We start from the raw sequence: 20,316 nt of genomic DNA, 5'->3' as shown, positions 1-20,316 counted from the left end.
CGGCCGGTCACTTCATCCGGAAGTCGTGCTGTTCCGGCAGCGGTTCTTCCGAAACCGCCGCCCAGGTGTCCGAAAGAGACGTTTCCCCTTCCCTGATGTTCGCGACCTCGAAACCGGTGTCGTAGACGGCTTTGGCCCCGGCGAGGTCGCCATGGGCGAGCCGGGTGCGGGCGGTCAGCAAGGCGATCCGCCCCTCCACGGGGAGCCCGTCCAGCAACTCGCTCGCCTCGTCCGGAAGCCCGGCGGCGAGTTGTGCCGCGATCGCCTCGACCACCAACGGCCGCAGCGACGGCGCGAGCGCGACCGCACGCCGGTACAGCCAGGCCGCTTCGTGCCCGGACGTGGCGACCGCGAGATTCCTCAGTGCCCAAGGGTTCTCGTCCGCCGAGACGGACTCGCGCCAGGCGCGGACCGCGTCCGACTGCCGTCCGGCGGCCCAGTGCGCGACGCCGCGGTGATACCAGGTCAGCCAGTTCTTCGGGGCGTACTCCATGAGATCCGCCCAGTACCGGTTCACCAGCGTCGGCGGCGGCACGGCGAGCGGATCGCCGTCCGGTGGCGTCCCGTCGAGCAACGCGAGCCACGGTTCCTGGTCCGGCCCGAGCGAATCGTCCGGGAACGGCGTACCGGGCAAGCACATCGGCGCCCGCCGGTTCTCCAGCGCTCCCCAGCCGGAACCGGTGGCCAGCAGGGATTCCGGGGTGACGTCGGCGATCTTCCGCCAGGCGTCGTGGTACTCGTCCAGGGTCTCGGCCGACGGCAGACCGGCGGCGACGGCTTCGCGCGCCGCCGTCCAGTCGTCCCCGTGCACCGCCACGGGATCCGCGGTGACCGGACCGTAGGCCTCCAGCCAGTCCCAGCTCTCCCCCGGCGGTAACCGCAGGTGTTCCAGCTGGGTTCGCGCCAGACCGGCTTGGATCTCCAGGTAGCCGCCGGCACCGGGGGCCAGCCACTCCTGCCAGCGACGCCCGCCCGCGGACTCGCCCCACAGGAAAAGCTTCCGCCCGCGCAACCGGGCGGTGGACAGCTGGGCGAGTCCCGTCCCGTCGCTCTCGACGGCGGCGACCCACGGTCTCCCCGTCACCTCGAAGAAGTAGTCCGCCGCGGCTTCGGCGCGGGCCGGGTAGGTCAGCTCGCCGGGGACGTCGACGAGGTCGAGCCGTCCCGAATAGCCGTAATGCCACGCCTGGGTGGCGGGAGCCAGCACCCGGGTGCCCTCGTTCTGCGGCACCGCGATGTTCGACCACCAGTACACCGGGACGTCGTAGGGATGCGGGTTCCGCACCCGCACCGCCACCAGCAGCTGTTCCGAGTCGTCGGGCAGCCAGAAATCGACCTGATACGGCACGTCGCGGGTGCGTTCCCATTCCCACAGGCGCAGCACCGGCGTGCCGTCCGGGCCTTCGATCTCCGCGGCGAACATCGGTTCGCAGGTCAGCGTCGTGTGCCCGGTGCTCCCGAGGTTCCACTCGACACCGCCCGCGAACCAGGCGTCGCGCAGGGCGAGGTTCGCGGGCTGGAACACCGGGTTTCGATAGAGCAGCTCGCGGCCGGTCGGCTTGTGGATCAGCGAATACAGGCGCCCGCCCAACGACGGCAGCACGGTGGCGCGGATGTTGTCGTTCTCCAGCACCATCGCCGGGAGCTCACGTTCGGCGCGCTCCCGGGTGTAGCCGTCCTGCAGCAGGCACGGCAGCGTGGTGTCCAGGCGGCCGTACCCGATGTTCTCCGCCAGCTCCGGCGGCAGCTCGTCCACATTGGACACCTTCGCCACCGCTTCGGGTTTCCGGAGCGGTGGCAACGGGTTCTCCGGCCCCAGCTCGGCGGCCGGAAGCACCAGCCCGGTGCGGTACAGGCGGGTCATGCGTCCGGGAGCCGATCGCCGGTCGCGGCGTCGAACAGGTGCACCGCACCCGGTTGCGGGGTCAGCGAGATCGGCTCGCCGCGTTGCCACGGGGCCATCCCCGGGGTGCGGACGGTCAGCACGCGGTCGCCGTCCCGGCAGTAGAGGTACTGGTCGCTGCCGAGTTCTTCGACGACCTCGACGACCGCTTCGAATCCGCCGTCCCCGATCGTCCAGCCCTCGGGCCGGACGCCGACGACGATGCCGGGACCGGTCAGCGCCGAACGCTGCGCCGGGGTCAGCGGCAGCCGCGTGCCACCGGCGACGGCACCACCGGCGTCCACTGTGGTCTCCAGCAGGTTCATCGCGGGCGAGCCGATGAATCCGGCGACGAACACGTTGACCGGCTTGGCGAACAGGCCGACGGGGGTGTCGCACTGCTGCAGGATCCCGTCCTTCAGCACGGCGACCCGGTCTCCCATGGTCATCGCCTCGACCTGGTCGTGCGTGACGTAGAGCGTGGTGATGCCCAGCCGTCGTTGCAGGGAGGCGATCTGGGTCCGCGTCTGGACCCGGAGCTTCGCGTCCAGATTGGACAGTGGTTCGTCCATCAGGAACACGCTGGGCTCACGCACGATCGCCCGCCCCATCGCGACCCGCTGCCGCTGACCGCCGGACAGCTTCGCGGGCTTGCGGTCCAGGTACTCGGTCAGGTCGAGCACGGCGGCGGCCTCGGCCACCTTGCGTTCGCGTTCGGCCTTGGGCATCTTCGCCAGCTTCAGGTGGAAGCCGATGTTCTCCCCCACCGTCATATGCGGGTAGAGCGCGTAGTTCTGGAACACCATCGCGATGTCCCGGTCCTTCGGCGGCAGCTCGGTGACGTCGCGGTCGCCGATGTGGATGGAGCCGTCGTCGACGCCTTCCAGTCCGGCCAGCATCCGCAGCGTGGTCGACTTCCCGCAGCCGGACGGGCCGACCAGCACCAGGAATTCGCCGTCGGCGACTTCGAGGTCGAGGCCGTCCACGGCCGGGCGTTCCACCCCGGCGTAGAACCGGGTGGTGTCGGAGAAGGTCACGGTGGCCATCAGGTCCTACTTTCCGGCGCCGAGGGTCAGGCCGGTGATGATCCGGCGGGCTAGCACGAGGTAGAGCACGAGCATCGGGAGCACGACGATCGCCACCCCGGCGATCAGGCCGCCGTACTCCGACTGGTAGCTCGCGGCCCCGTAGAAGGTGAAGAGCGCACGGGAGAGCGTGAAATGCGCCTGGTCCTTGAGGAACACGATCGCCAGCAGCGTCTCGTTCCACAGGCCGATGGCGTTCAGCGTCAGCGCGGTGATCATGCCGCCGCGGGTCAGCGGCAGCATGACCGAGAAGAACGTGCGCATCGGCGACGCGCCGTCGAGCGCGGCCGCCTCCTCCAGTTCGTCCGGCAGTGACCGGAAGAAGCCGGTCATCAGGAACACCGTGAACGGGATGGACAGCGCCACGTACAGCAGGAACAGGCCGTACTCGTTGTCCAGGTGGACTTTGCTGAGCACCACGAACAGCGGGATGATCACGGTCTGGAAGGGCACGCCCATCCCGATCGCGACGACGTTCGTCATCGGCCCGGCGCCGCGGACACCCAGCCTGGTCAGGGCGTAGGCGCACGGTGCCGAGACGACGACCGTCACGACCGTCGCCAGCCCGACCAGGACCACCGTGGTGAGCACGGCGTCGCCGAAACCGGCGTTGTTCCAGGCGTAGATGAAGTTCCGGAACGGCTTGCCGACCTTGAACCACTGGTACGGCAGGTCGAACGGCTTGGTGAAGATCTCCACCGGTGTCTTGAACGACGCCGTGAGCAGCCAGTACAGCACCAGGATGTTCCCGGCGGTGAACAGCCACACGATCGTGGAACCCACGACGCGCAACGGACTGAACCGTTTCGAGCCGGGCGCCGGCCGCGGTTTGCGCGGCGGCTTGCGCACCGGTTTCGCCGGTCGCCGCGCGGGCGCCTCGACTTCGGTGACGGACATTTCGTCTCCCATGGACAACTCAGAACTGGATCGCGTCACGGCGCATCAAACGACGGAGCAGGACCACGAGCACGGACACCAGCGCGATCATCGCCACCGCGCAGGCGCAGGCGGCACCGAAGTCCGGGGTGCCGTTCGAGCCGAAGGTCCGGTCGAACACGTAGATCCCCAGCGTCCACGCCTCGTTGGGCGGGGCGTAGGTGCCCGGACCGGCCAGCACGAACACCAGCTCGAAGATCTTGAGCGCGTTGATCGTCCACAGCACCCCCGCGACACCGACGACGTCCCAGGTCATCGGCAGCGTGATGTTCTTGAACTTCTGCCACGGCGACGCGCCGCCCAGTTCCGCGTCCTCGTAGAGGTACGGCGGGATGCGGTCGACCGCGGCCATCAGGATGGTGATGTAGAAGCCCGAACTGGCCCAGATCAGCGAAGCCGTCACCACACCGGTCACATTGGACGGTGCGAGGAACTTCGCCGCGTCCGCGCCGAGGCTTTCCAGCACGTAGTTCGCCAGGCCCTGTTTCCCCGGCTGATACTTGAAGACGAAGCCGAGGAACATGCCGAGCGCCACCGGCGCCACGATGTTCGGGAAGAACAGGATGGCGCGGACGATCTTGCCGCCCTTCATGTCCCGCAGCACCATGGTGAACAGGAACGCGAGCGCGAACGTGCCGATCCCGCCGAGGAACACGTAGATCAGCGTGTTGCGGAAGGCGTACTGGAACGAGTCGCTCGAGATCATCTGCGTGTAGTTGGTGACGCCGTTGGGTTTCGGCGTGTCCCCGGCCCCGGCCCAGCTGGTGAAGCTCAGCACCACGGTCGCGATCGTCGGCAGCACCAGGAAGGCCAGGTACAGCACCAGCGCCGGCGCGGCGAACGGCCAGAACAGCCGTTTCTTGCGGCTCAGGTGAGCCCCGGCTTTCACCGCCCTCGCCGACGGTGTCGGCGTCGTGACCGTGGCCATCAGCCCTGGTTCTTCCAGAACTCGGCGCCCTTGGTGGCGAGCTGCTCCACGAACTGCTGCGGGGTGATCTGGCCCTTCAGCAGCGCGATGTCGGCGGGGTCGAAGACGTCGGTCTGCCACTTGCCGCCGGCGATGCCGTCGATCCCGTCGTACTGCAGGACGTGCTCCTTCTTCGGGTCGTCCAGCGCGGCCTTGACCTGCTTGAGGTCGTCCGGCACGGCGAGGTCGGCGCGCGGGACGAGGTTGTCGGCCACCGCGGGGATCCCGGAAAGCAGGTCCTTGTTGAGGAAGTAGGCGATGAACGCCTTCGCCGCCTCGGCGTGCTTGGCCTTCTTGGTCACCGAGAACCCGATCGACATCTGCTCGACGGTGTCGTGCGTGGCGCCCTCGGGCATCGGGAACTGGAAGGAGCCGTAGTTGATCTTCGTGCCGGCGCCCTGCTTGTCCAGGTACTCGCGGGTCTCGCTCGGCGCCCAGCTGCCGACGTAGAGGAAACGGGAGTCGCCGTCGGCCCAGCGCTGCTGCACCTGCGGGAACTTCGCCGCGTCCCAGCCGTCGATGAAGTACTTGGGCAGCTTCGCGGTCTCGGTGGCGGCCTTGAGGAAACCGGGCTCGGTCTTCCACGCCTGGCCGGTCTTGTCGGTCGCCGCCTTGTAGATCCCGCCCGCGCCGACGTAACGCTCGGCGAGCTGGGTGTAGAAGTACATGTTGTAGAACGGGATGTCGCCGTCGAGGCTGATCGCGGCCTTGCCGTCGGACTTGGCCTTGTCGAACAGGCCGATCAGCTCGTCCATCGTCTTCGGCTGCTGGACGTCACCGGCGGCGTCCTTGTTGAACCACCAGGCGCTCGACTGGATCGTGTACGGGACCATGAAGTTGTGGCCCTCGCGGTCCTTGTTCTGCGGGAAGTCGTACGAGCTGGGCGAAAGCACGTCCTTGACGGTCTTGTCGCCCTCGCCGACCTTCATCGCGAACACGTCGTCGACGCTCTGCGTGCCGCCGGGCGTCATGATCGCGGCCCCGACCTTGCTGACGTCCTGGTCGAACAGGTCCGGCACGGCGTCGGTGTTCAGCGCGGGCACCAGGTTCTGGGTGTAGGCCTTGCGGCCCAGCCACTGCACGTCGACCTTGACGCCGGTCTTCTCCTGGAAGCACTTGAAGGCCTTCTGCAGGACCTTGCCCTGCGGTTCGTCGGCCGTCCACATGGACCAGTACGTGAATTCCTTGTCCGTGGCGGGTTTGACCCCCGCCTCCGGACAGGGAGCGTTGAGGAACTGGTCGACGCCCGGGAGGGCGTTCTCGCCGGTTCCGCCTGCCGCGTCCCCGCCGCCGCATCCCGCGAGCAGGAGCGCCGCCCCTGCCGTCAATGCCGTGAGCCTGCCTACCCGCATCCGCCACCACCTGGATCGAAGATCACACAAGTTCTGCTTGTTCTTGCGCAGTTTTGTGAGGTTTCACGCACATGTCAACACTCAATCGCGCAAAGTCTGCTCAATCGTCACCTTGACCGGTTCAACATGATCAAGCTTGAGCACTCCCAAGAGCCGCCGCACCTCGACGGCGACCGCGGCGCGCCCGGCGCCGAGGTACTTCCGCGGGTCCACGCGGTCCGGATGCGCACGCCAATCGTCCGCGACGGCCGCCGTGAACACCTTGTTGAGCTGGGTGGCGATATTGATCTTCGTCATCCCCGCTCGCACCGCTTCGGCCAGCCCCTCGTCGGGCACGCCGGACGAGCCGTGCAGCACCAACGGCACCGGCACCCGCTCCCGAAGCCGCGCGATCAGGTCGAAGTCCAGCGCGGCGTCACGGGTGAGCATGGCGTGCGAGCTGCCCACCGCCACCGCCAGCGCGTCGACACCGGTGGACGCGACGAACTCCGCCGCCTCGTCCGGATCGGTGCGCGCACCGGGCGCGTGGACGCCGTCCTTGCCCCCGACCTCGCCGAGTTCCGCCTCGACCCACACTCCGTGATCATGGCAGTACGCGGCGACTTCACGCGTCGCGCGCACGTTGTCGGTGTAGTCCAGTTTGGACGCGTCGAACATGACCGATCCGAAGCCGAGCGCGACGGCCTCGCGGACGAGGTCGGCCGATTCGGCGTGGTCGAGATGCACCGCGACCGGTATGGCGGCCTCCCTGGCCGCGGCCAGCGCCGCCGTGCCGACCGGTGCCAGCGAGCCGTGGTACTTCACGGCGTTCTGGCTCAGCTGCACGATCACCGGCGCTTCCGCCGCCGCGGCGCCGTCGATGATCGCGGTGATGTGTTCGAGCTGGATCGCGTTGAACGCGCCACAGCCGTGCCGGGCCGCCGCGGCGGCTCCGACGATCTCCCCGGTTCCCACCAGAGGCATGACTTTTCTCCTAGGTCGTGTCCTGGTCCGGCCGGGCGCGCACGGCGACCAACCCCTGTTCCACTTGGTAGTGCGCGAGGTCGACGTCGCCGGCGAGCGGGCCGAGCACGGCCGCCCCGGACAGCGCGACGGCCCGGCGCAGGATGTCCGGCCAGGATTCGGCGCGGCTCAGTCCCAGCGCGAGCGCCGCGACGACGGCGTCGCCCGCGCCGGTGGTGTTGCCGGTGAGCACAGTGGACGGTGCCGCGTGCCAGGTACCGGATCCGGTCACCGCCAGCAGCCCCTCGGGGCCCAGCGAGACGACGACCGCGGCCGCCCCGGCCTTGCGGAGTTCGTTCGCGGCGGCCACCGGGTCCCGCAGGCCGGTGACCTCGCGCAGTTCGTCGGCGTTCGGCTTGACCACCGACGGCTTCCCGGCGAGTCCGGCGATCAGCGCTTCGCCGGATGTGTCCAAGATGGACGGTGCGTCACCGAGCAGACCGGCGTATCCCCCGGCCCCCGGCGGGAGGCTGCCCGAACAGACGAGTACGTCTGGTTTCCGGGACCGGACGGCCGCCGCAAGCGTTTGCCATTCGTTTCCGGTGAGCCGTGGCCCTGGCTCGTTCAGCAGCGTGACCGAGCCGTCGTCCGCCAGGACCGTGGTGGTGCGCCGGGTTTCCCCGCCGATCGGGACGACGTCGGCCGGGATACCGGCCGCCACGAGATCGCTCTCGACGAGGGCTCCCGTCGCGCCGCCCGCCGTGAGGATCGCGTGGACGTCGGCACCGAGCGTGCGCAGTACACGAGCGACGTTGACGCCTTTGCCGCCCGCCCGGTGCCGTACTTCCCTCGCCCGGTGCACCCCGCCGGGCCGGAGGCCGTCCACTGTGTACGTGACGTCCAGCGCGGTGTTCGGCGTGACGGTGACGATCACGACGGCCTCAGGTCAGGACGACGGAACGGGTGAGGCTGCGCGGGTTGTCCGGGTCGAGGCCCTTGCGGGCGGCGATCGCCCCGGCGACGCGCTGCGCGCGGACCAGGTCGGCGAGCGGGTCCAGGCCGCTCTCGACGAACAGGCCGCCCGCGCGGGCGACGTCGTCGGACAGGCCTTCGGGGGCCTGCCCGAACATCCAGGTCACGCGGCCGGGTTCGCTGATGCTGATCGGGCCGTGCCGGTAGTCCCACGCCGGGTACGACTCCGTCCACAGTAGACAGGCCTCGCGGAACTTGAGCGCCGCTTCGTTCGCGATGCCCACGGACCAGCCGGTGCCGAGGAAGCTGAACTGCTCCGCGTTCACCAGTTCGCCGGGCAGCGGTTCGGCGAGCACGCGTTCGGCCTGGTCGGCGACCGCGCTCAGGTCCTCACCGAGGTGGGCCCGCAGCATCGCGAGCGCCGTCGTCGCGAACCGGGTCTGCACGACCGAGCGCTCGTCCACGACGGACAGGTCGACGATCGTGTCCGCGGCGTTCTCGATCTCGCCCGGCACGCCGGTGATCGCGATGGTCGGCGTCTTGCCCCGCAACTTCGCCAGCAGGGCGTGGACCTCGGTCGTCGTACCCGACCGGGTCAGCGCCACGACGTGGTCGTAGCCACGGCCCTCCGGAAACTCCGACGCCGCGAAGGCGTCGGTCTCGCCGAGCCCCGCGGACTCGCGAAGGACGGCGTACGCCTGGCCGATGAACCACGACGTGCCGCAGCCGACGATCGCGACCCGCGCGCCCGGCGGCGGCAGCAGATCACCGTTCGCCGAGGCCAGGGCCGCCGCGTCCCGCCAGCAGCCGGGCTGGCTCGCGATCTCCGCCGCCATGAAGGTCCCGCTCATGAACTCCCCATCCGTGCCAGTTGTGCGCAATAGCTGTCACGTTAGGTGCAGTTTTCTGCAACGTCAATGCTCTGTTAGCGCACTTTCACGCAATCGACTCGCTCAGATGTGCAAGGAAGTGCAGGTCGCCTACCGTGGAGGGATGCGCATCGTCTCGCTGCTCCCGGCCGCGACAGACTTCGTCGCGACCCTCGGGCTCCTCGGGTCGCTGACCGGCCGGACCCACGAATGCGACTGGCCACCCGGCGCCCTCGACGACGTCCCGGTGGTCACGAGCAGCGCGATCGACCACGACGTGCTGTCGAGCCGGGAGATCTCGGCGGCCGTCGGCGGCGAGCACCGCGGCTCGAGCCTGTACGCCCTCGACACCGGCCTGCTCGCCACCGCCAGGCCCGACGTCGTCCTCACCCAGGACCTCTGCGACGTCTGCGCGGTGTCCTATCGGCAGGTGTCGGACACCGTGCGCGCCATGGACGGCGACATCCAGGTCGTCAGCCTCGAACCGCGAACACTCGACGGCGTCTTCACCTGCTTGACCACGCTCGGCGAGGTACTGGGCGTCCGCGATCGGGCGGCTGTTGAGACTCGACGCCTTCAGGAGCGACTGGAGGCGGTCCGCGCCCGGGTCGAGGGGCGGCCTCGGCCGCGCGTGGCGGCCATCGAATGGCTCGACCCGCTCTGGCCCGCCGGACATTGGGTCCCGGAGCAGATCGAAGCCGCCGGTGGCATCCCGTTGCTGGCCGCCGCGGGTGAGCACACCCGCCCGATCACTTGGGAGACTGTCGTCGAGGCGCGACCCGACGTGCTGCTGCTCATCCCCTGCGGCTTCCCGCCCGAACGGACCGAAGCGGAGTTGCCGCTGCTGACCGGCCTGCCCGGCTGGGGCGACATCCCGGCCGTGCACATCCTGGACGGCCCGGCCCACTTCAACCGGCCGGGACCCCGCGTCGTCGACGGCGCCGAGATCCTCGCGGACGTTCTTCACCAGTGACCGGCGTCACTCCGAAAGCTGTCACAACCTCTCCGTCCCAGTCGTCATGTGTGCAGAAACTTACGGAGAGGAAAGATCATGGAAGCGCGATTCAACCTGTTCGAGAACGAGGTCGCCCTCAAGTTCGTCAAGCGCCTCGGCGCCGCGAGCCGCCCGATCGAGGAGTCCTCGCTGCCGCACGCGACCCAGGAACTGGTGAAGCTGCGCGCCAGCCAGATCAACGGCTGCGGCTTCTGCACCGACATGCACAGCAAGGACGCCGCGCACGCCGGCGAGACCTCGGTGCGGCTCAACCTCGTCGCCGCCTGGCGGGAAGCGAACGTGTTCACCGAGGCGGAGCGCGCGGCACTGGCGCTCACCGAGGAGGGCACCCGCATCGCCGACGCGCACGCCGGTGTCAGCGAGGAGACCTGGGCCCAGGTGCGCAAGAACTACAACGACGAGGAGATCGGCGCGCTGATCTCGCTGGTGGCCACGATCAACGCGTACAACCGGCTCAACGTCATCGCGGGAACCCCGGCCGGCGACTACCAGCCCGGCATGTTCGGCTGAGCCCCGCGTTCACGGACAACAGGGTTGCCTCGCCGGACAACGATTCCGGGAGTTCCCGGTGCTAAACCTTCGGAAACAGCGATCCTTCCGGAGGTTCAGCCCGTGGAACTCGATGTCCGCTTCTTCCCCGTGACCGGCACCCATCAGCTCACCTCCGATCTGGTCGGGCTGCGCGCGAACTTCCACTACGGCTCGGGGAACGTGCTGGAGCAGCACTACGCGGACCGGACGACGATGATCTGGACCGGCGTGTCCGGCGATTTCACCGGTGTCCGGCAGAAGGAGAAGACGCTGCGCGTGTTCGCGGTCGGCCCCGCTCAGTACTTCGTGACCTGGTACGAGACCGGGACCGTCGCGACCGCCGCGCACGGCGAGGTCTTCGACGGCGGCTACCCCATCGCGGTGATGGCGGACTTCGAGCGCCTGGTCGCGACGGCGGCTTACACGAACCCTCGCGAGGACGGTGGGCAGTACTTCCTTGTCGACCAGGCGACCATCGAGATCCTGGAGAAGCCGCACGGGTGGCCCTCCTTTCCCGCTGTCCGTGGTTGAGACTTCCCTTACGACTGGACCGCGCGTTGCACCCCGCGCCCACATCGACGACTGCGGCGAGATCGACTGTCCACAAAGGACACATATTGACCAGAAAGGCAAAGGTGTCCCGTCAGGCGCCATGCCCGTGAAGGCCTCCTTGAGGGACCCAGAGTCCCTCAAGGAGGCCTTCACGGACCAGTGTTCGGTGGCGATCAGCGTGATGAAGGGGACTTTCCCCTCACCGCACGAGCGGAAAGTCCCCTTCACCACGAGGCTTGCGTCCTCGTGGGCGGCGGAGTCCCCGAGCGTTGCGAAAGCCACTTTCACAACCTTCAACGTTGCGGAAGTGGCTTTCGCAACACCCGAGGTCGGCGTGTGAGCAGGCGAATGAACACGCCACCTTTGCCTTACCTCTCAATAGAACCCTCTTTATCACTCACGACCCCTTCATGAAGCCACACAAAGCGCCCAAAACGGGCACCCCACCGGGAATTAGGTCCTTTGTGGATAGTCAGGGGTCGCGATCGGCTTCAGCGGACCGGTTCAGGCCGCGCTACTAAGGCTCTGCCCCGAAGCCCGGCGCGGGCGAACAAGCACCGAGCGCGCAGAGCCAAAGCCCACCTCCCCGGCCGCTCCCATACTGGCCGTCCAGCCGAGAAGAGGAGCACCGCATGAGCCGAGACGACACGTCGCTCGCCAAGAACGTCCTGGGCGTGCCAGGCATCGTGTTCCTCGTGCTCGCCGCTGTCGCGCCCCTGACCGGGATGATCGTGATCGCGGCCATCGGCATCGCGGTGGGCAACGGCGGCGGCATGGTCGCGGCCTTCCTGCTGGCCACGGTCGTGCTGCTGTTGTTCGCGGTCGGCTACGCGCAGATGTCGCGGGTGCTCACGAGCGCGGGCGGGTTCTACGCGTTCGTGGTCAAGGGGCTGGGCCGGACCCCGGGGCTCGTCGCCGGTTTCGTCGCGATGCTCGGCTACAACTGTTTCGTGGCGGGCGCGATCGGCACGAGCGGGTTCTTCACTTCCACCGCGATCGACGACGTCTTCGGCCTGAAGCTCGATTGGCTGTTCTGGAGCGCGCTTTCGGTCGTGCTGGTCCTCCTGCTCAGCCGCCGGGGCATCGCGGTCAGTGCGAAGGTGCTGGGCGTCTCGTTGATCCTCGAAGTGTCGATTCTGCTGATCATGGACTTCAGCGTGCTGTTCCGGCACGGTTTCTCGTTCGCCGCGTTCAGCCCGTCCGTCATGTTCCAGGGGGCCGGCGGTCTGGCGTTGTTGTTCGCCGCCAACGCTTTCATCGGGTTCGAGGCGACGGCGTTGTTCGGCGAGGAGGCGAAGGACCCCAAGCGGACGATCCCGCGGGCGACCTACATCGCCATCGGGTTCATCGGGGTGTTCGCCGCGTTCACGACGTGGGCCGTGGTCAGCGCGATCGGCGCGGAGCAGGCGCAGGACGTGGCCGCCGCGCACCTGTCGAGCGGGGATCTCGTGCTTTCGGTCGCCCAGGAGTACCTCGGCGGTCCGCTGACCAAGGTGATGTTGCTGCTCCTGGTGGTCAGCCTGTTCGCGGCACTGCTGGCACTGCACAATTCGGCCACCCGCTATCTGTACGCGCTGGGCCGGGTCGGCGTGCTGCCGCGGCTGCTGGGCAAGACCAACCCGCGCAACGGCGCGCCGCGCTACGCCTCGATCGTCCAGCTGGTCTTCGGTTCGCTGGTGGCACTGGCGTTCCGGCTCGCCGGGCTCGACCCGGTCGCCGACCTCACCGCGAGCATGACCGGCTTCGGCACACTCGGCATCCTCACCCTGCAACTGTTCGCGGCGGTGGCGATCCTGGTGTACTTCCGCCGGACACGGGACCGCCGGGTCGTGAAGACGCTGATCGCACCCGGTCTCGGCGCCGTGGGGCTCGGGCTCATCGTGACGCTGGCCATCCTCAACTTCCCGACGCTCGCCGGGTCGAGCAACGGCGTCGTCCCGCTCCTGCCGTGGCTGCTCCTGATCGTCGCGCTGGCCGGGCTCGCGCTCGCCGGCTGGCTGCGCCGGTTCCGTCCCGCGGTGTACGCGGCGCTGGAGGACGACCTGGAACGCGATCCGGCGTCGTCAGACGTTGTTGGTCAGTGAAAGGTTGAAGGAGTAGCGCGAAGCCCGGTAGACGTGCCAGCCGTGCTCCACGACCCGGCCGGAGTCGTCGTAGGTGGTGCGCCGCATGGTGAGCAGCGCCGCGCCGGGCTTCTCGTCGAGCAGCTCGGCGTCTTCCTCGGTCGCCTGCCGGGCGCCGACGTTCTGCTGCGCGGCGTGCAACCGGACACCCGCCGAGCGCAGTAGCTGGTAGAGCCCCTTGTCGCGCAGTTCGTCGTCGCCCGGGTCGATGAGACCGTCGGGCAGGTAGTTGTTCATGATCGCCAGCGGTTCGCCGCCGGTCGACCGCACCCGCTTCAGCCGGCGGACGCGGGTCAGGCCCGGCGTCTCGAGGTGGTCGATCGCCTCGTCGTCCGCGGGTTCGACCCGGTTGATCAGGACGACGGACTCCGGTCTGTCCCCGAGTTCGCTGAGGTCGTCGAAGAGGCTGCTCAACCGCAACGGGCGGGCGACCTTGGTGCGGACGACCTGCGTCCCGACGCCGCGTTTGCGCACGAGCAGCCCCTGATTGACCAGCGACTGGATCGCCTGGCGGATCGTCGGGCGGGACAGATGCAGCCGCGCGGCCAGGTCCAGCTCGTTGTCCAGCCTGGCGCCGTTCGGCAGCCTGCCGTCTTCGATCGCGGCGCCGATCTGCCGGGCGACCTGGGAATACAGCGGCTCCGGGCCGTTCGGATCCACCACGATCTCGCCGGGCGCCCACGGTTTCATGCGCGGAGCCTACCGCGACCGGCGACTATGACCTTATGTCCATATGTCTTGACAAAGTCTTCGGGCTCTTGCGATGGTCGAGGGACCACGCGAGCCGGGAGGTAGGAAAGGTGTCGGACACAGTGCGCCGGATAGTCGCCGCGAGGGTGCGCGATCCGGAGGCCGTCGCGGCGGCCGCGACCGCCCGGGTCCGGGCGAAATCGCCGTTCAACGACAAGGGCCGCACGATGATCATCGCCGCGGACCATCCGGCGCGCGGGGCGAACGGAGTCGGCTCGGACCCGCTGGCGATGGCCGACCGCGGCGAACTGCTGGACCGTCTCGGCCTCGCGCTGGAGCGGCCCGGCGTCACCGGCGTGCTGGCGACGCCGGACATCATCGACGACCTGCTGCTCCTCGGCGCCCTCGAAGGCAAGACCGTCATCGGCTCGATGAACCGCACCGGGCTCTCGGGATCCAGTTTCGAGATCGACGACCGGTTCGCCTGCTACGACGCCGAAACGATCGAGCGGATGCGGTTCGACGGCGGCAAGACGCTCACCAGGATCTGCCTGACCGACCCGGCGACCCCGAGCGTCCTGGAGAACACCGCGAAGGCGGTCAACGACCTCGCCGACCGGAAACTGATCGCGATGGTCGAGCCGTTCGTCGCGGACTGGGTCGACGGGCGCCTGCGCAACGACCTCTCCCCCGAGGCCGTGATCCGCTCCATCACCATCGCCTCCGCGCTCGGCCGTTCTTCGGCCTACACCTGGCTGAAACTCCCGGTGGTGCAGGACATGGAGCGCGTCCTGGCCGCCTCGACGCTGCCCGCCGTCCTGCTGGGCGGCGAGGTCAAGGATCCCGACGCCGCGTTCGCCGCCTGGCAGCGCGCGCTCGCGCTGCCGACCGTGCAAGGCCTCGTGGTCGGCCGTTCCCTGCTCTACCCGCACGACGGCGACGTCGCCAAGGCCGTCGACACGGCCGTCGGACTGCTGTGAACACCCGTGGAGGACAACGCGTGAAGACCATCGACCACTGGATCAACGGCACCGCGACCACAGCCGGCTCCACCCGTACCGCTCCGGTGTACGACCCCGCCGCGGGGCAGGCACGCGCGAAGGTGCTCCTGGCGGAACCGTCCGATGTGGACACGGCGGTGGCCGCCGCAGGCAAGGCGTTCGAGTCGTGGGGCGATTCGTCGCTGTCGCAGCGGACCAGGGTGATGTTCGCCTTCCGCGAGCTGCTGGTGAAACACGAAGACGAACTCGCCAGGATCATCTCCTCCGAACACGGCAAGGTCGTCGACGACGCGCGCGGCGAGATCGTCCGCGGCCGCGAGATCGTCGAGTACGCCTGCGGCATCGCCGACGCGCTGAAGGGCGGCTTCTCCGACCAGGTCTCGCGGGACGTGGACGTGCATGACTTCCGGCAGCCGCTCGGCGTCGTCGCCGGGATCACGCCGTTCAACTTCCCGATCATGGTCCCGCTGTGGATGCACCCGATCGCCATCGCGACCGGCAACACGTTCGTGCTCAAGCCCAGCGAGCGGGTCCCGTCCGCGTCCCGGCTGGTCGCCGAGTTGTACGCCGAGGCCGGACTTCCCGACGGCGTGTTCACCGTGATCAACGGGGACAAGGTCGCCGTCGACGCGATCCTGGAGCATCCCGGTATCGCCGCCGTGTCGTTCGTCGGGTCCACGCCGATCGCCAAGTACGTCCACGAATGCGGGACGGCCACCGGCAAACGCGTGCAGGCGCTGGGCGGGGCCAAGAACCACGCCGTCGTCCTGCCCGACGCCGACCTCGAATACGCCGCGAACCATCTCACGGCGGCCGCTTTCGGCTCCGCCGGGCAGCGCTGCATGGCGATCTCCATCGGCGTCGCCGTCGGTTCGGCGGGTGACGGGCTCATCGAGATCCTCGAGCGCAAGGCGGCCGAGATCAAGGTCGGCCCCGGCTACGACGAAGGCAACGACATGGGCCCCGTCGTCACCGAGGCCGCGCGGCGACGGGTGATCGACTCCGTCGCCCTCGGCGCGGAGCAGGGCGCGACAGTGGTGGTCGACGGCCGGGAGCTGCGCGTCGCCGGGCACGAGGGCGGCTTCTTCGTCGGACCGTCCCTTTTGGACAACGTGACCACGGAGATGTCCGCCTACCGCGAGGAGATCTTCGGTCCGGTGCTCGGGATCGTGCGGGTGGACACCCTGGACGAGGCGATCGCACTGATCAACGCGAACCAGTACGGCAACGGGACGGCCGTCTTCACCGGCAGCGGCGAGGCCGCGCGGCGGTTCCAGCGGGAGGTGAAGGTCGGGATGATCGGGGTGAACGTGCCGATCCCGGTGCCGATGTCGTACTACTCCTTCGGCGGCTGGAAGGACTCCCTCATCGGGGACAGCCCGATCCACGGCCCGGCGGGCGTCAACTTCTACACCCGGGCGAAGGTCGTCACGACGCGATGGCCGCAGTCCGCGGCGGGGTTCAACTTCCCCACTTCGAGCTGACCCGCGCATTTCGTCCTCTAAATGCGCTATCGCATTTAGAGGACGAAATGCGGGTCGTCAGCCGACCTCGTGCCGCTGCCGCCGTTTCCCGACGATCCGCCAGCCGACGGCCAGGACCACGGCCAGCACCGGGATCGAGTAGAACGCGATCTTCTCCGCACCGTCGGAGAAGCCCATCAGGACCACGACCAGCGCGAGGAAGCCCAGCGTCGCCCAACCGCTGTAGGGCGCCCACGGCATCCGGTAGGACGGCCGTTCCAGCTCCCCGCGCAGCGCCGCCTGGCGCAGCCGCATCTGGCAGAAGATCAGCGTCGCCCAGGTGGTGATCACGCCGAGCGAGGCGATCGCGATCGCGATGTCGAAGGCGTCCTTCGGCACCAGGTAGTTGAGCACCACGCCCAGCACGTAAGCGGCGGAGGTGAACAGGATGCCGCCGTAGGGCACGTGGCGGCTGCTCATCTTGCCCACGAACTTCGGCGCCTCGCCCTTTTCGGCCAGTGCCCGCAGGATACGGCCGGTCGAGTAGAGGCCGGAGTTGCAGCTCGACAGCGCGGCGGTGAGCACGACCGCGTTCATCACGTCGCCGATACCCGGGATTCCGAGGCGGGTGAAGACGGTGACGAACGGGCTCTCGCCGCCGTTGTAGAACGGCCACGGCAGCAGCATCGCCAGCAGCAGCACGGATCCCACGTAGAACACGCCGATCCGCCAGACCACGCCGTTGATCGCCTTCGGCAGCACCTTGCGGGCGTCCTTGGTCTCGCCGGCGGCGATGCCGACGACCTCGATCGCCGAGTACGCGAAGATGACCGCCTGGAGCGTCATCAGGGCGATGCCGATGCCGGCCGGGAAGAATCCATTGTGGGCGGTCAGGTTGTGCACGCCCGCCGTGGTGCCGCCGATGTCGGCGCTGGTGAGCACCAGCCCGACGGCGGTGACCAGGAAGACCACGATGGCCAGCACCTTGACCACCGAGAACCAGAATTCCAGCTCGCCGAACAGCTTCACCGAAAGCAGGTTCACCGCCAGCAGCACGCCGAGGGCGACCAGCGCGGTGATCCACTGTGGAACGTCGGGCAGCCACTTGTGCACGTAGATCGCCACCGCGGTGATCTCCGCGATACCGGTCATCGCCCAGTTCACCCAGTACATCCAGCCGGAGACGAACCCCGCCCACGGTCCGATGAACTTGCGGGCGTAGGTGACGAAACTTCCGGAAGTCGGCTGGTGCAGCACGAGCTCACCGAGGGCGCGCATCACGAAGTACGCGGCGATACCGCAGAGCGCGTACGACAGGACCAGCGACGGCCCGACCTGGTGGAGCTTGCCACCGGCACCGAGGAACAGCCCGACGCCGATCGCGCCGCCGATGGCGATCATCTGCACTTGGCGGTTGCCCAGTGCTTTTGAGTAGCTTTCACCTTTTTCGGTGAGCAGCGAGGAATCCATGGTTGCCAGACGCTAGAGCGTGTGCGGCAGGTCACCAACAGTGCTAAGGAAGACTTAAGGTGTGCGGGACGTCACTCTGGTGGTTTTACTGGAATTTCCCTTTTCGATTTGACAAATTCACGCGCGAACCCCGATCTTCGCGCGCGCGTGCGGCCTCCTACGCTACGGCGCGTGGACCTCGCAGCGTTGCTGGACCGGATCGCCGACGACGTCGCCCCGGAGATCGGCCGCGGCGCCGTCGCGGACTACATCCCCGCACTGGCCAGGGTCGAGCCCCGACGGTTCGGCATGGCGGTGGCCGAAGTGGACGGTGGGGTGCACGGGGTCGGCGACTGGGAGGTGCCGTTCTCCATTCAGAGCATGTCGAAGGTCTTCACCCTGGCGCTGGCGCTCTCGCACGGTGACGGCCTGTGGGCGCGGGTGGGGCGTGAGCCGTCCGGCAACCCGTTCAACTCGCTCGTGCAACTGGAGAACGAAGACGGGATCCCCCGCAATCCCTTCATCAACGCCGGCGCGCTCGTGGTGACCGACGAGCTGGCACACCACGGCGACGCGGCGGAGAAGCTGCTGCGCTTCTTCCGCGACGAAAGCGGTCGCACGGACATCGGGATCGACGCCGAGGTCGCCGCGTCGGAGGCGGAGAACGCCGACCGCAACCGCGCGCTCGCGTACTTCATGGCGTCCTACCGCAACATGCGCCATCCGGTGCCCGCGGTCCTCGACCAGTACGTGCGCCAGTGCTCGATCGCGATGACCTGTGCGGACGTCGCGCGCTCGGCGGTGTTCCTCGCCCGCCACGGCGTGCGCAACGACGGCACCAGACTGCTCGGCCTGAGCGCGGCCAAGCGGGTCAACGCGGTGATGCTGACCTGCGGCACCTACGACGCGGCGGGCGAATTCGCCTACCGTGTCGGGCTTCCCGGCAAGAGCGGCGTCGGTGGCGGCATCGTCGCGATCGTCCCCGGCCGGTGCGCGGTCTGCGTGTGGAGCCCGTGCCTGGACGCGCGCGGCAACTCCGTCGCGGGTGTCGCGGCGCTCGACCGGTTCACCACCTTGACCGGCTGGTCGATCTTCTGAGCCTCAGGTACTGGGCGGGCCCATCTCGTGTCCCGGCCGCCCTTCGGTACGCCGTCGCCGTTTGATGCGTTCTTCGTGCAGATGCCGCCGTCCGCCGGTCAGGTCGCCGGTGACGTCCCGCGTCATCCCGCGGAAGGCCGCGTAGTAGCCGTCGTCGTACTCCTCGATCAGCTGGAAGGTCCACCGCTCCGGCAGCACGTTGAGCCCGATCAGCTCGGTCCGGATCCGCTCGGCCCACTCGGCGTGCCCGGCCTTCTCGAGCGCCTCGGCGGCCTCGTCGAGCGCGAAGTCGGCGCTTCCCGTCAGATGATGGAAGGCGTACAGATGCCCTCGTGCCTGTTCGACCGTTTCGAGTGCGGCGACCAGCTTTCCGACGGCGTCGGCGGTCGCGTCGTCAGGTTCCGAACGTGATTCCGGCATGCCGGTGGATTCCCCGGAAACGGCGGTTCCACACCACCCTCACCGGTGACTTTCGACGGCGATCCGGGCGAACGAGCGGATCAGCGGGTTCTCCTGCCCGGTCACCCACGCGACGACCAGCCGGCTCGGCGGCATGTCGGTCAGGGGGACCCAGGTGAGCCCGTCGGGGAGGGTGTGCCCGAGGGGCGCGATCCCGGCCGAACCGTTCCACAGGACGGCCTGGAGACATTCGCTGACCGTGCGCACCACCGGACCGGCGGGCCGCGCGCCGAGGGGCGCGGCCCCGTTCCAGTACTCGCGCCACAGCGGGTCCGTCCCCTCCGGCAACTGGAACCAGGGCCGGTCGGCGACCTCGGCCAGCCGGAGCGAGGCACGACCGGCGAGCGGGTCGCCGGTGCGCAGGACCAGCCCGACCGGGTCGGAGCGCAGGACGCGGACGCTGATCCCGGTTTCGTCGAACGGCGACCGGGTCAGCGCGACGTCGGCCAGTCCGGCGCGCAGGCCGGTGGTGGGATCGGTGAAGTCCGCCTCGCGGAACCGGATCGAGACCTCGGGATGACGACGCCGGAACGCCGCGGCCAGCCGGGTGCCCGCCTCCCCCGCCCCGTCGGCGAGGGTGCCGACGGTGAGCGTCGCGGGCCCCGCGGCCGCCGTCACGCGAGCCCGGGCGCGGTCTGCCTGGTCCAGGAGGGCGCGGGCCTCGGCGTACAGGGTGGTTCCGGCCTCGGTGGGTTCGACGCCGGCGGCCGAGCGGAGCAGCAGGACGACCCCCAGGTCGTTCTCCAGTTGCTGGATCGCGCGGCTCAGCGGCGGCTGGGTCATGTGCAGCCGCGCGGCGGCCCGGCCGAAGTGTCTCTCCTCGGCGACGGTCACGAAGTAGCGCAACAGACGAAGCTCCATCACCAGCGATGATACCCAGCCGGTATCGGGCCTCGAAGATCGGTCTTGGACGACGGACGGAGCGCGGCG

The 20,316-nt window shown here is 68.8% G+C and carries 20 protein-coding genes; 8 read left to right on the top strand and 12 right to left on the bottom strand.

Annotation, left to right across the window (positions count from 1 at the left end; genetic code table 11):
• Positions 1–7: 7 nt before the first annotated feature.
• The 8 genes from B0293_RS16090 to B0293_RS16055 all read right to left on the bottom strand — a co-directional run bounded on the left by B0293_RS16090 (position 8) and on the right by B0293_RS16055 (position 8,987).
• Positions 8–1,864, bottom strand: coding sequence for a DUF5107 domain-containing protein (locus B0293_RS16090; RefSeq protein WP_005159422.1), 1,857 nt, complete (start codon positions 1,862–1,864; stop codon positions 8–10).
• A complete protein-coding gene (locus B0293_RS16085) occupies positions 1,861–2,928 on the bottom strand; it encodes an ABC transporter ATP-binding protein (RefSeq protein WP_005159424.1) in 1,068 nt (355 codons plus the stop codon). Before B0293_RS16085 ends, B0293_RS16090 begins: the two co-directional genes overlap by 4 nt.
• Positions 2,929–2,934: 6 nt before the next feature.
• A complete protein-coding gene (locus B0293_RS16080; protein WP_039918609.1) occupies positions 2,935–3,864 on the bottom strand; it encodes a carbohydrate ABC transporter permease in 930 nt (309 codons plus the stop codon).
• Between the two features lie 19 nt (positions 3,865–3,883).
• Positions 3,884–4,831, bottom strand: a complete 948-nt coding sequence (locus B0293_RS16075; protein ID WP_005159430.1) for a carbohydrate ABC transporter permease — start codon at positions 4,829–4,831, stop codon at positions 3,884–3,886.
• Positions 4,831–6,222 (bottom strand): ABC transporter substrate-binding protein, encoded by a 1,392-nt coding sequence (locus tag B0293_RS16070; RefSeq protein WP_005159432.1) that lies wholly within the window; start codon positions 6,220–6,222, stop codon positions 4,831–4,833. Before B0293_RS16070 ends, B0293_RS16075 begins: the two co-directional genes overlap by 1 nt.
• Positions 6,223–6,303: 81 nt before the next feature.
• Positions 6,304–7,185 carry a class II fructose-bisphosphate aldolase gene (locus B0293_RS16065; protein WP_005159435.1) on the bottom strand — a complete coding sequence of 294 codons (882 nt, stop codon included), beginning with the start codon at positions 7,183–7,185 and terminating at the stop codon, positions 6,304–6,306.
• Positions 7,186–7,195: 10 nt separating this feature from the next.
• Positions 7,196–8,098: a 1-phosphofructokinase family hexose kinase gene (locus B0293_RS16060; RefSeq protein ID WP_005159437.1), complete on the bottom strand. Its 903-nt coding sequence runs from the start codon at positions 8,096–8,098 to the stop codon at positions 7,196–7,198.
• Between the two features lie 7 nt (positions 8,099–8,105).
• Complete coding sequence (locus B0293_RS16055; protein WP_005159439.1) at positions 8,106–8,987, bottom strand: SIS domain-containing protein; 882 nt, start codon at positions 8,985–8,987, stop codon at positions 8,106–8,108.
• 142 nt (positions 8,988–9,129) lie between these two features.
• On the opposite strand from B0293_RS16055, the gene B0293_RS16050 reads away from it, so the two are divergent.
• The 5 genes from B0293_RS16050 to B0293_RS16035 all read left to right on the top strand — a co-directional run bounded on the left by B0293_RS16050 (position 9,130) and on the right by B0293_RS16035 (position 13,187).
• Complete coding sequence (locus B0293_RS16050) at positions 9,130–9,978, top strand: cobalamin-binding protein (protein WP_005159442.1); 849 nt, start codon at positions 9,130–9,132, stop codon at positions 9,976–9,978.
• A gap of 78 nt (positions 9,979–10,056) precedes the next feature.
• On the top strand, positions 10,057–10,530 hold the full coding sequence (locus B0293_RS16045) for a carboxymuconolactone decarboxylase family protein (RefSeq protein WP_005159447.1): 474 nt from the start codon (positions 10,057–10,059) through the stop codon (positions 10,528–10,530).
• Positions 10,531–10,632: 102 nt separating this feature from the next.
• Positions 10,633–11,082, top strand: a complete 450-nt coding sequence (locus tag B0293_RS16040; protein ID WP_005159450.1) for a MoaF C-terminal domain-containing protein — start codon at positions 10,633–10,635, stop codon at positions 11,080–11,082.
• 121 nt (positions 11,083–11,203) lie between these two features.
• The gene (locus B0293_RS43535; RefSeq protein WP_039918611.1) at positions 11,204–11,443 is read left to right on the top strand and encodes a hypothetical protein; all 240 of its coding nucleotides are present in this window, start codon (positions 11,204–11,206) and stop codon (positions 11,441–11,443) included.
• A gap of 292 nt (positions 11,444–11,735) precedes the next feature.
• On the top strand, positions 11,736–13,187 hold the full coding sequence (locus B0293_RS16035) for an APC family permease (RefSeq protein WP_005159456.1): 1,452 nt from the start codon (positions 11,736–11,738) through the stop codon (positions 13,185–13,187).
• On the opposite strand, the gene B0293_RS16030 is transcribed toward B0293_RS16035, so the two are convergent.
• Positions 13,167–13,916 (bottom strand): GntR family transcriptional regulator, encoded by a 750-nt coding sequence (locus tag B0293_RS16030; protein ID WP_005159457.1) that lies wholly within the window; start codon positions 13,914–13,916, stop codon positions 13,167–13,169. The two genes, B0293_RS16035 and B0293_RS16030, sit on opposite strands and share 21 nt — an antisense overlap.
• A 110-nt stretch (positions 13,917–14,026) precedes the next feature.
• Between B0293_RS16030 and B0293_RS16025 the strand changes: the two genes are divergently transcribed.
• Both B0293_RS16025 and B0293_RS16020 read left to right on the top strand, forming a co-directional pair.
• Positions 14,027–14,896, top strand: a complete 870-nt coding sequence (locus B0293_RS16025) for a Cgl0159 family (beta/alpha)8-fold protein (protein ID WP_005159460.1) — start codon at positions 14,027–14,029, stop codon at positions 14,894–14,896.
• Between the two features lie 20 nt (positions 14,897–14,916).
• Complete coding sequence (locus B0293_RS16020; RefSeq protein WP_005159462.1) at positions 14,917–16,401, top strand: CoA-acylating methylmalonate-semialdehyde dehydrogenase; 1,485 nt, start codon at positions 14,917–14,919, stop codon at positions 16,399–16,401.
• Positions 16,402–16,458: 57 nt separating this feature from the next.
• Here the strand turns inward: B0293_RS16020 and B0293_RS16015 are convergent, their stop codons facing one another.
• On the bottom strand, positions 16,459–17,850 hold the full coding sequence (locus B0293_RS16015; RefSeq protein WP_005159465.1) for an amino acid permease: 1,392 nt from the start codon (positions 17,848–17,850) through the stop codon (positions 16,459–16,461).
• A 171-nt stretch (positions 17,851–18,021) separates the two neighbouring features.
• Between B0293_RS16015 and B0293_RS16010 the strand changes: the two genes are divergently transcribed.
• Positions 18,022–18,927, top strand: a complete 906-nt coding sequence (locus B0293_RS16010; RefSeq protein WP_005159466.1) for a glutaminase — start codon at positions 18,022–18,024, stop codon at positions 18,925–18,927.
• Between the two features lie 3 nt (positions 18,928–18,930).
• Here the strand turns inward: B0293_RS16010 and B0293_RS16005 are convergent, their stop codons facing one another.
• The gene (locus B0293_RS16005) at positions 18,931–19,347 is read right to left on the bottom strand and encodes a hypothetical protein (protein WP_005159467.1); all 417 of its coding nucleotides are present in this window, start codon (positions 19,345–19,347) and stop codon (positions 18,931–18,933) included.
• Between the two features lie 39 nt (positions 19,348–19,386).
• A complete protein-coding gene (locus B0293_RS16000; RefSeq protein ID WP_039918612.1) occupies positions 19,387–20,247 on the bottom strand; it encodes a LysR family transcriptional regulator in 861 nt (286 codons plus the stop codon).
• Positions 20,248–20,316 lie beyond the last annotated feature (69 nt).

The sequence above is a fragment of the Amycolatopsis azurea DSM 43854 genome, from assembly GCF_001995215.1.
GTDB classification, from domain to species: Bacteria; Actinomycetota; Actinomycetes; order Mycobacteriales; family Pseudonocardiaceae; genus Amycolatopsis; species Amycolatopsis azurea.
The sequence above is the reverse complement of the archived record's forward strand: the minus strand, read 5'-3'. Positions and strand labels throughout refer to the sequence as shown.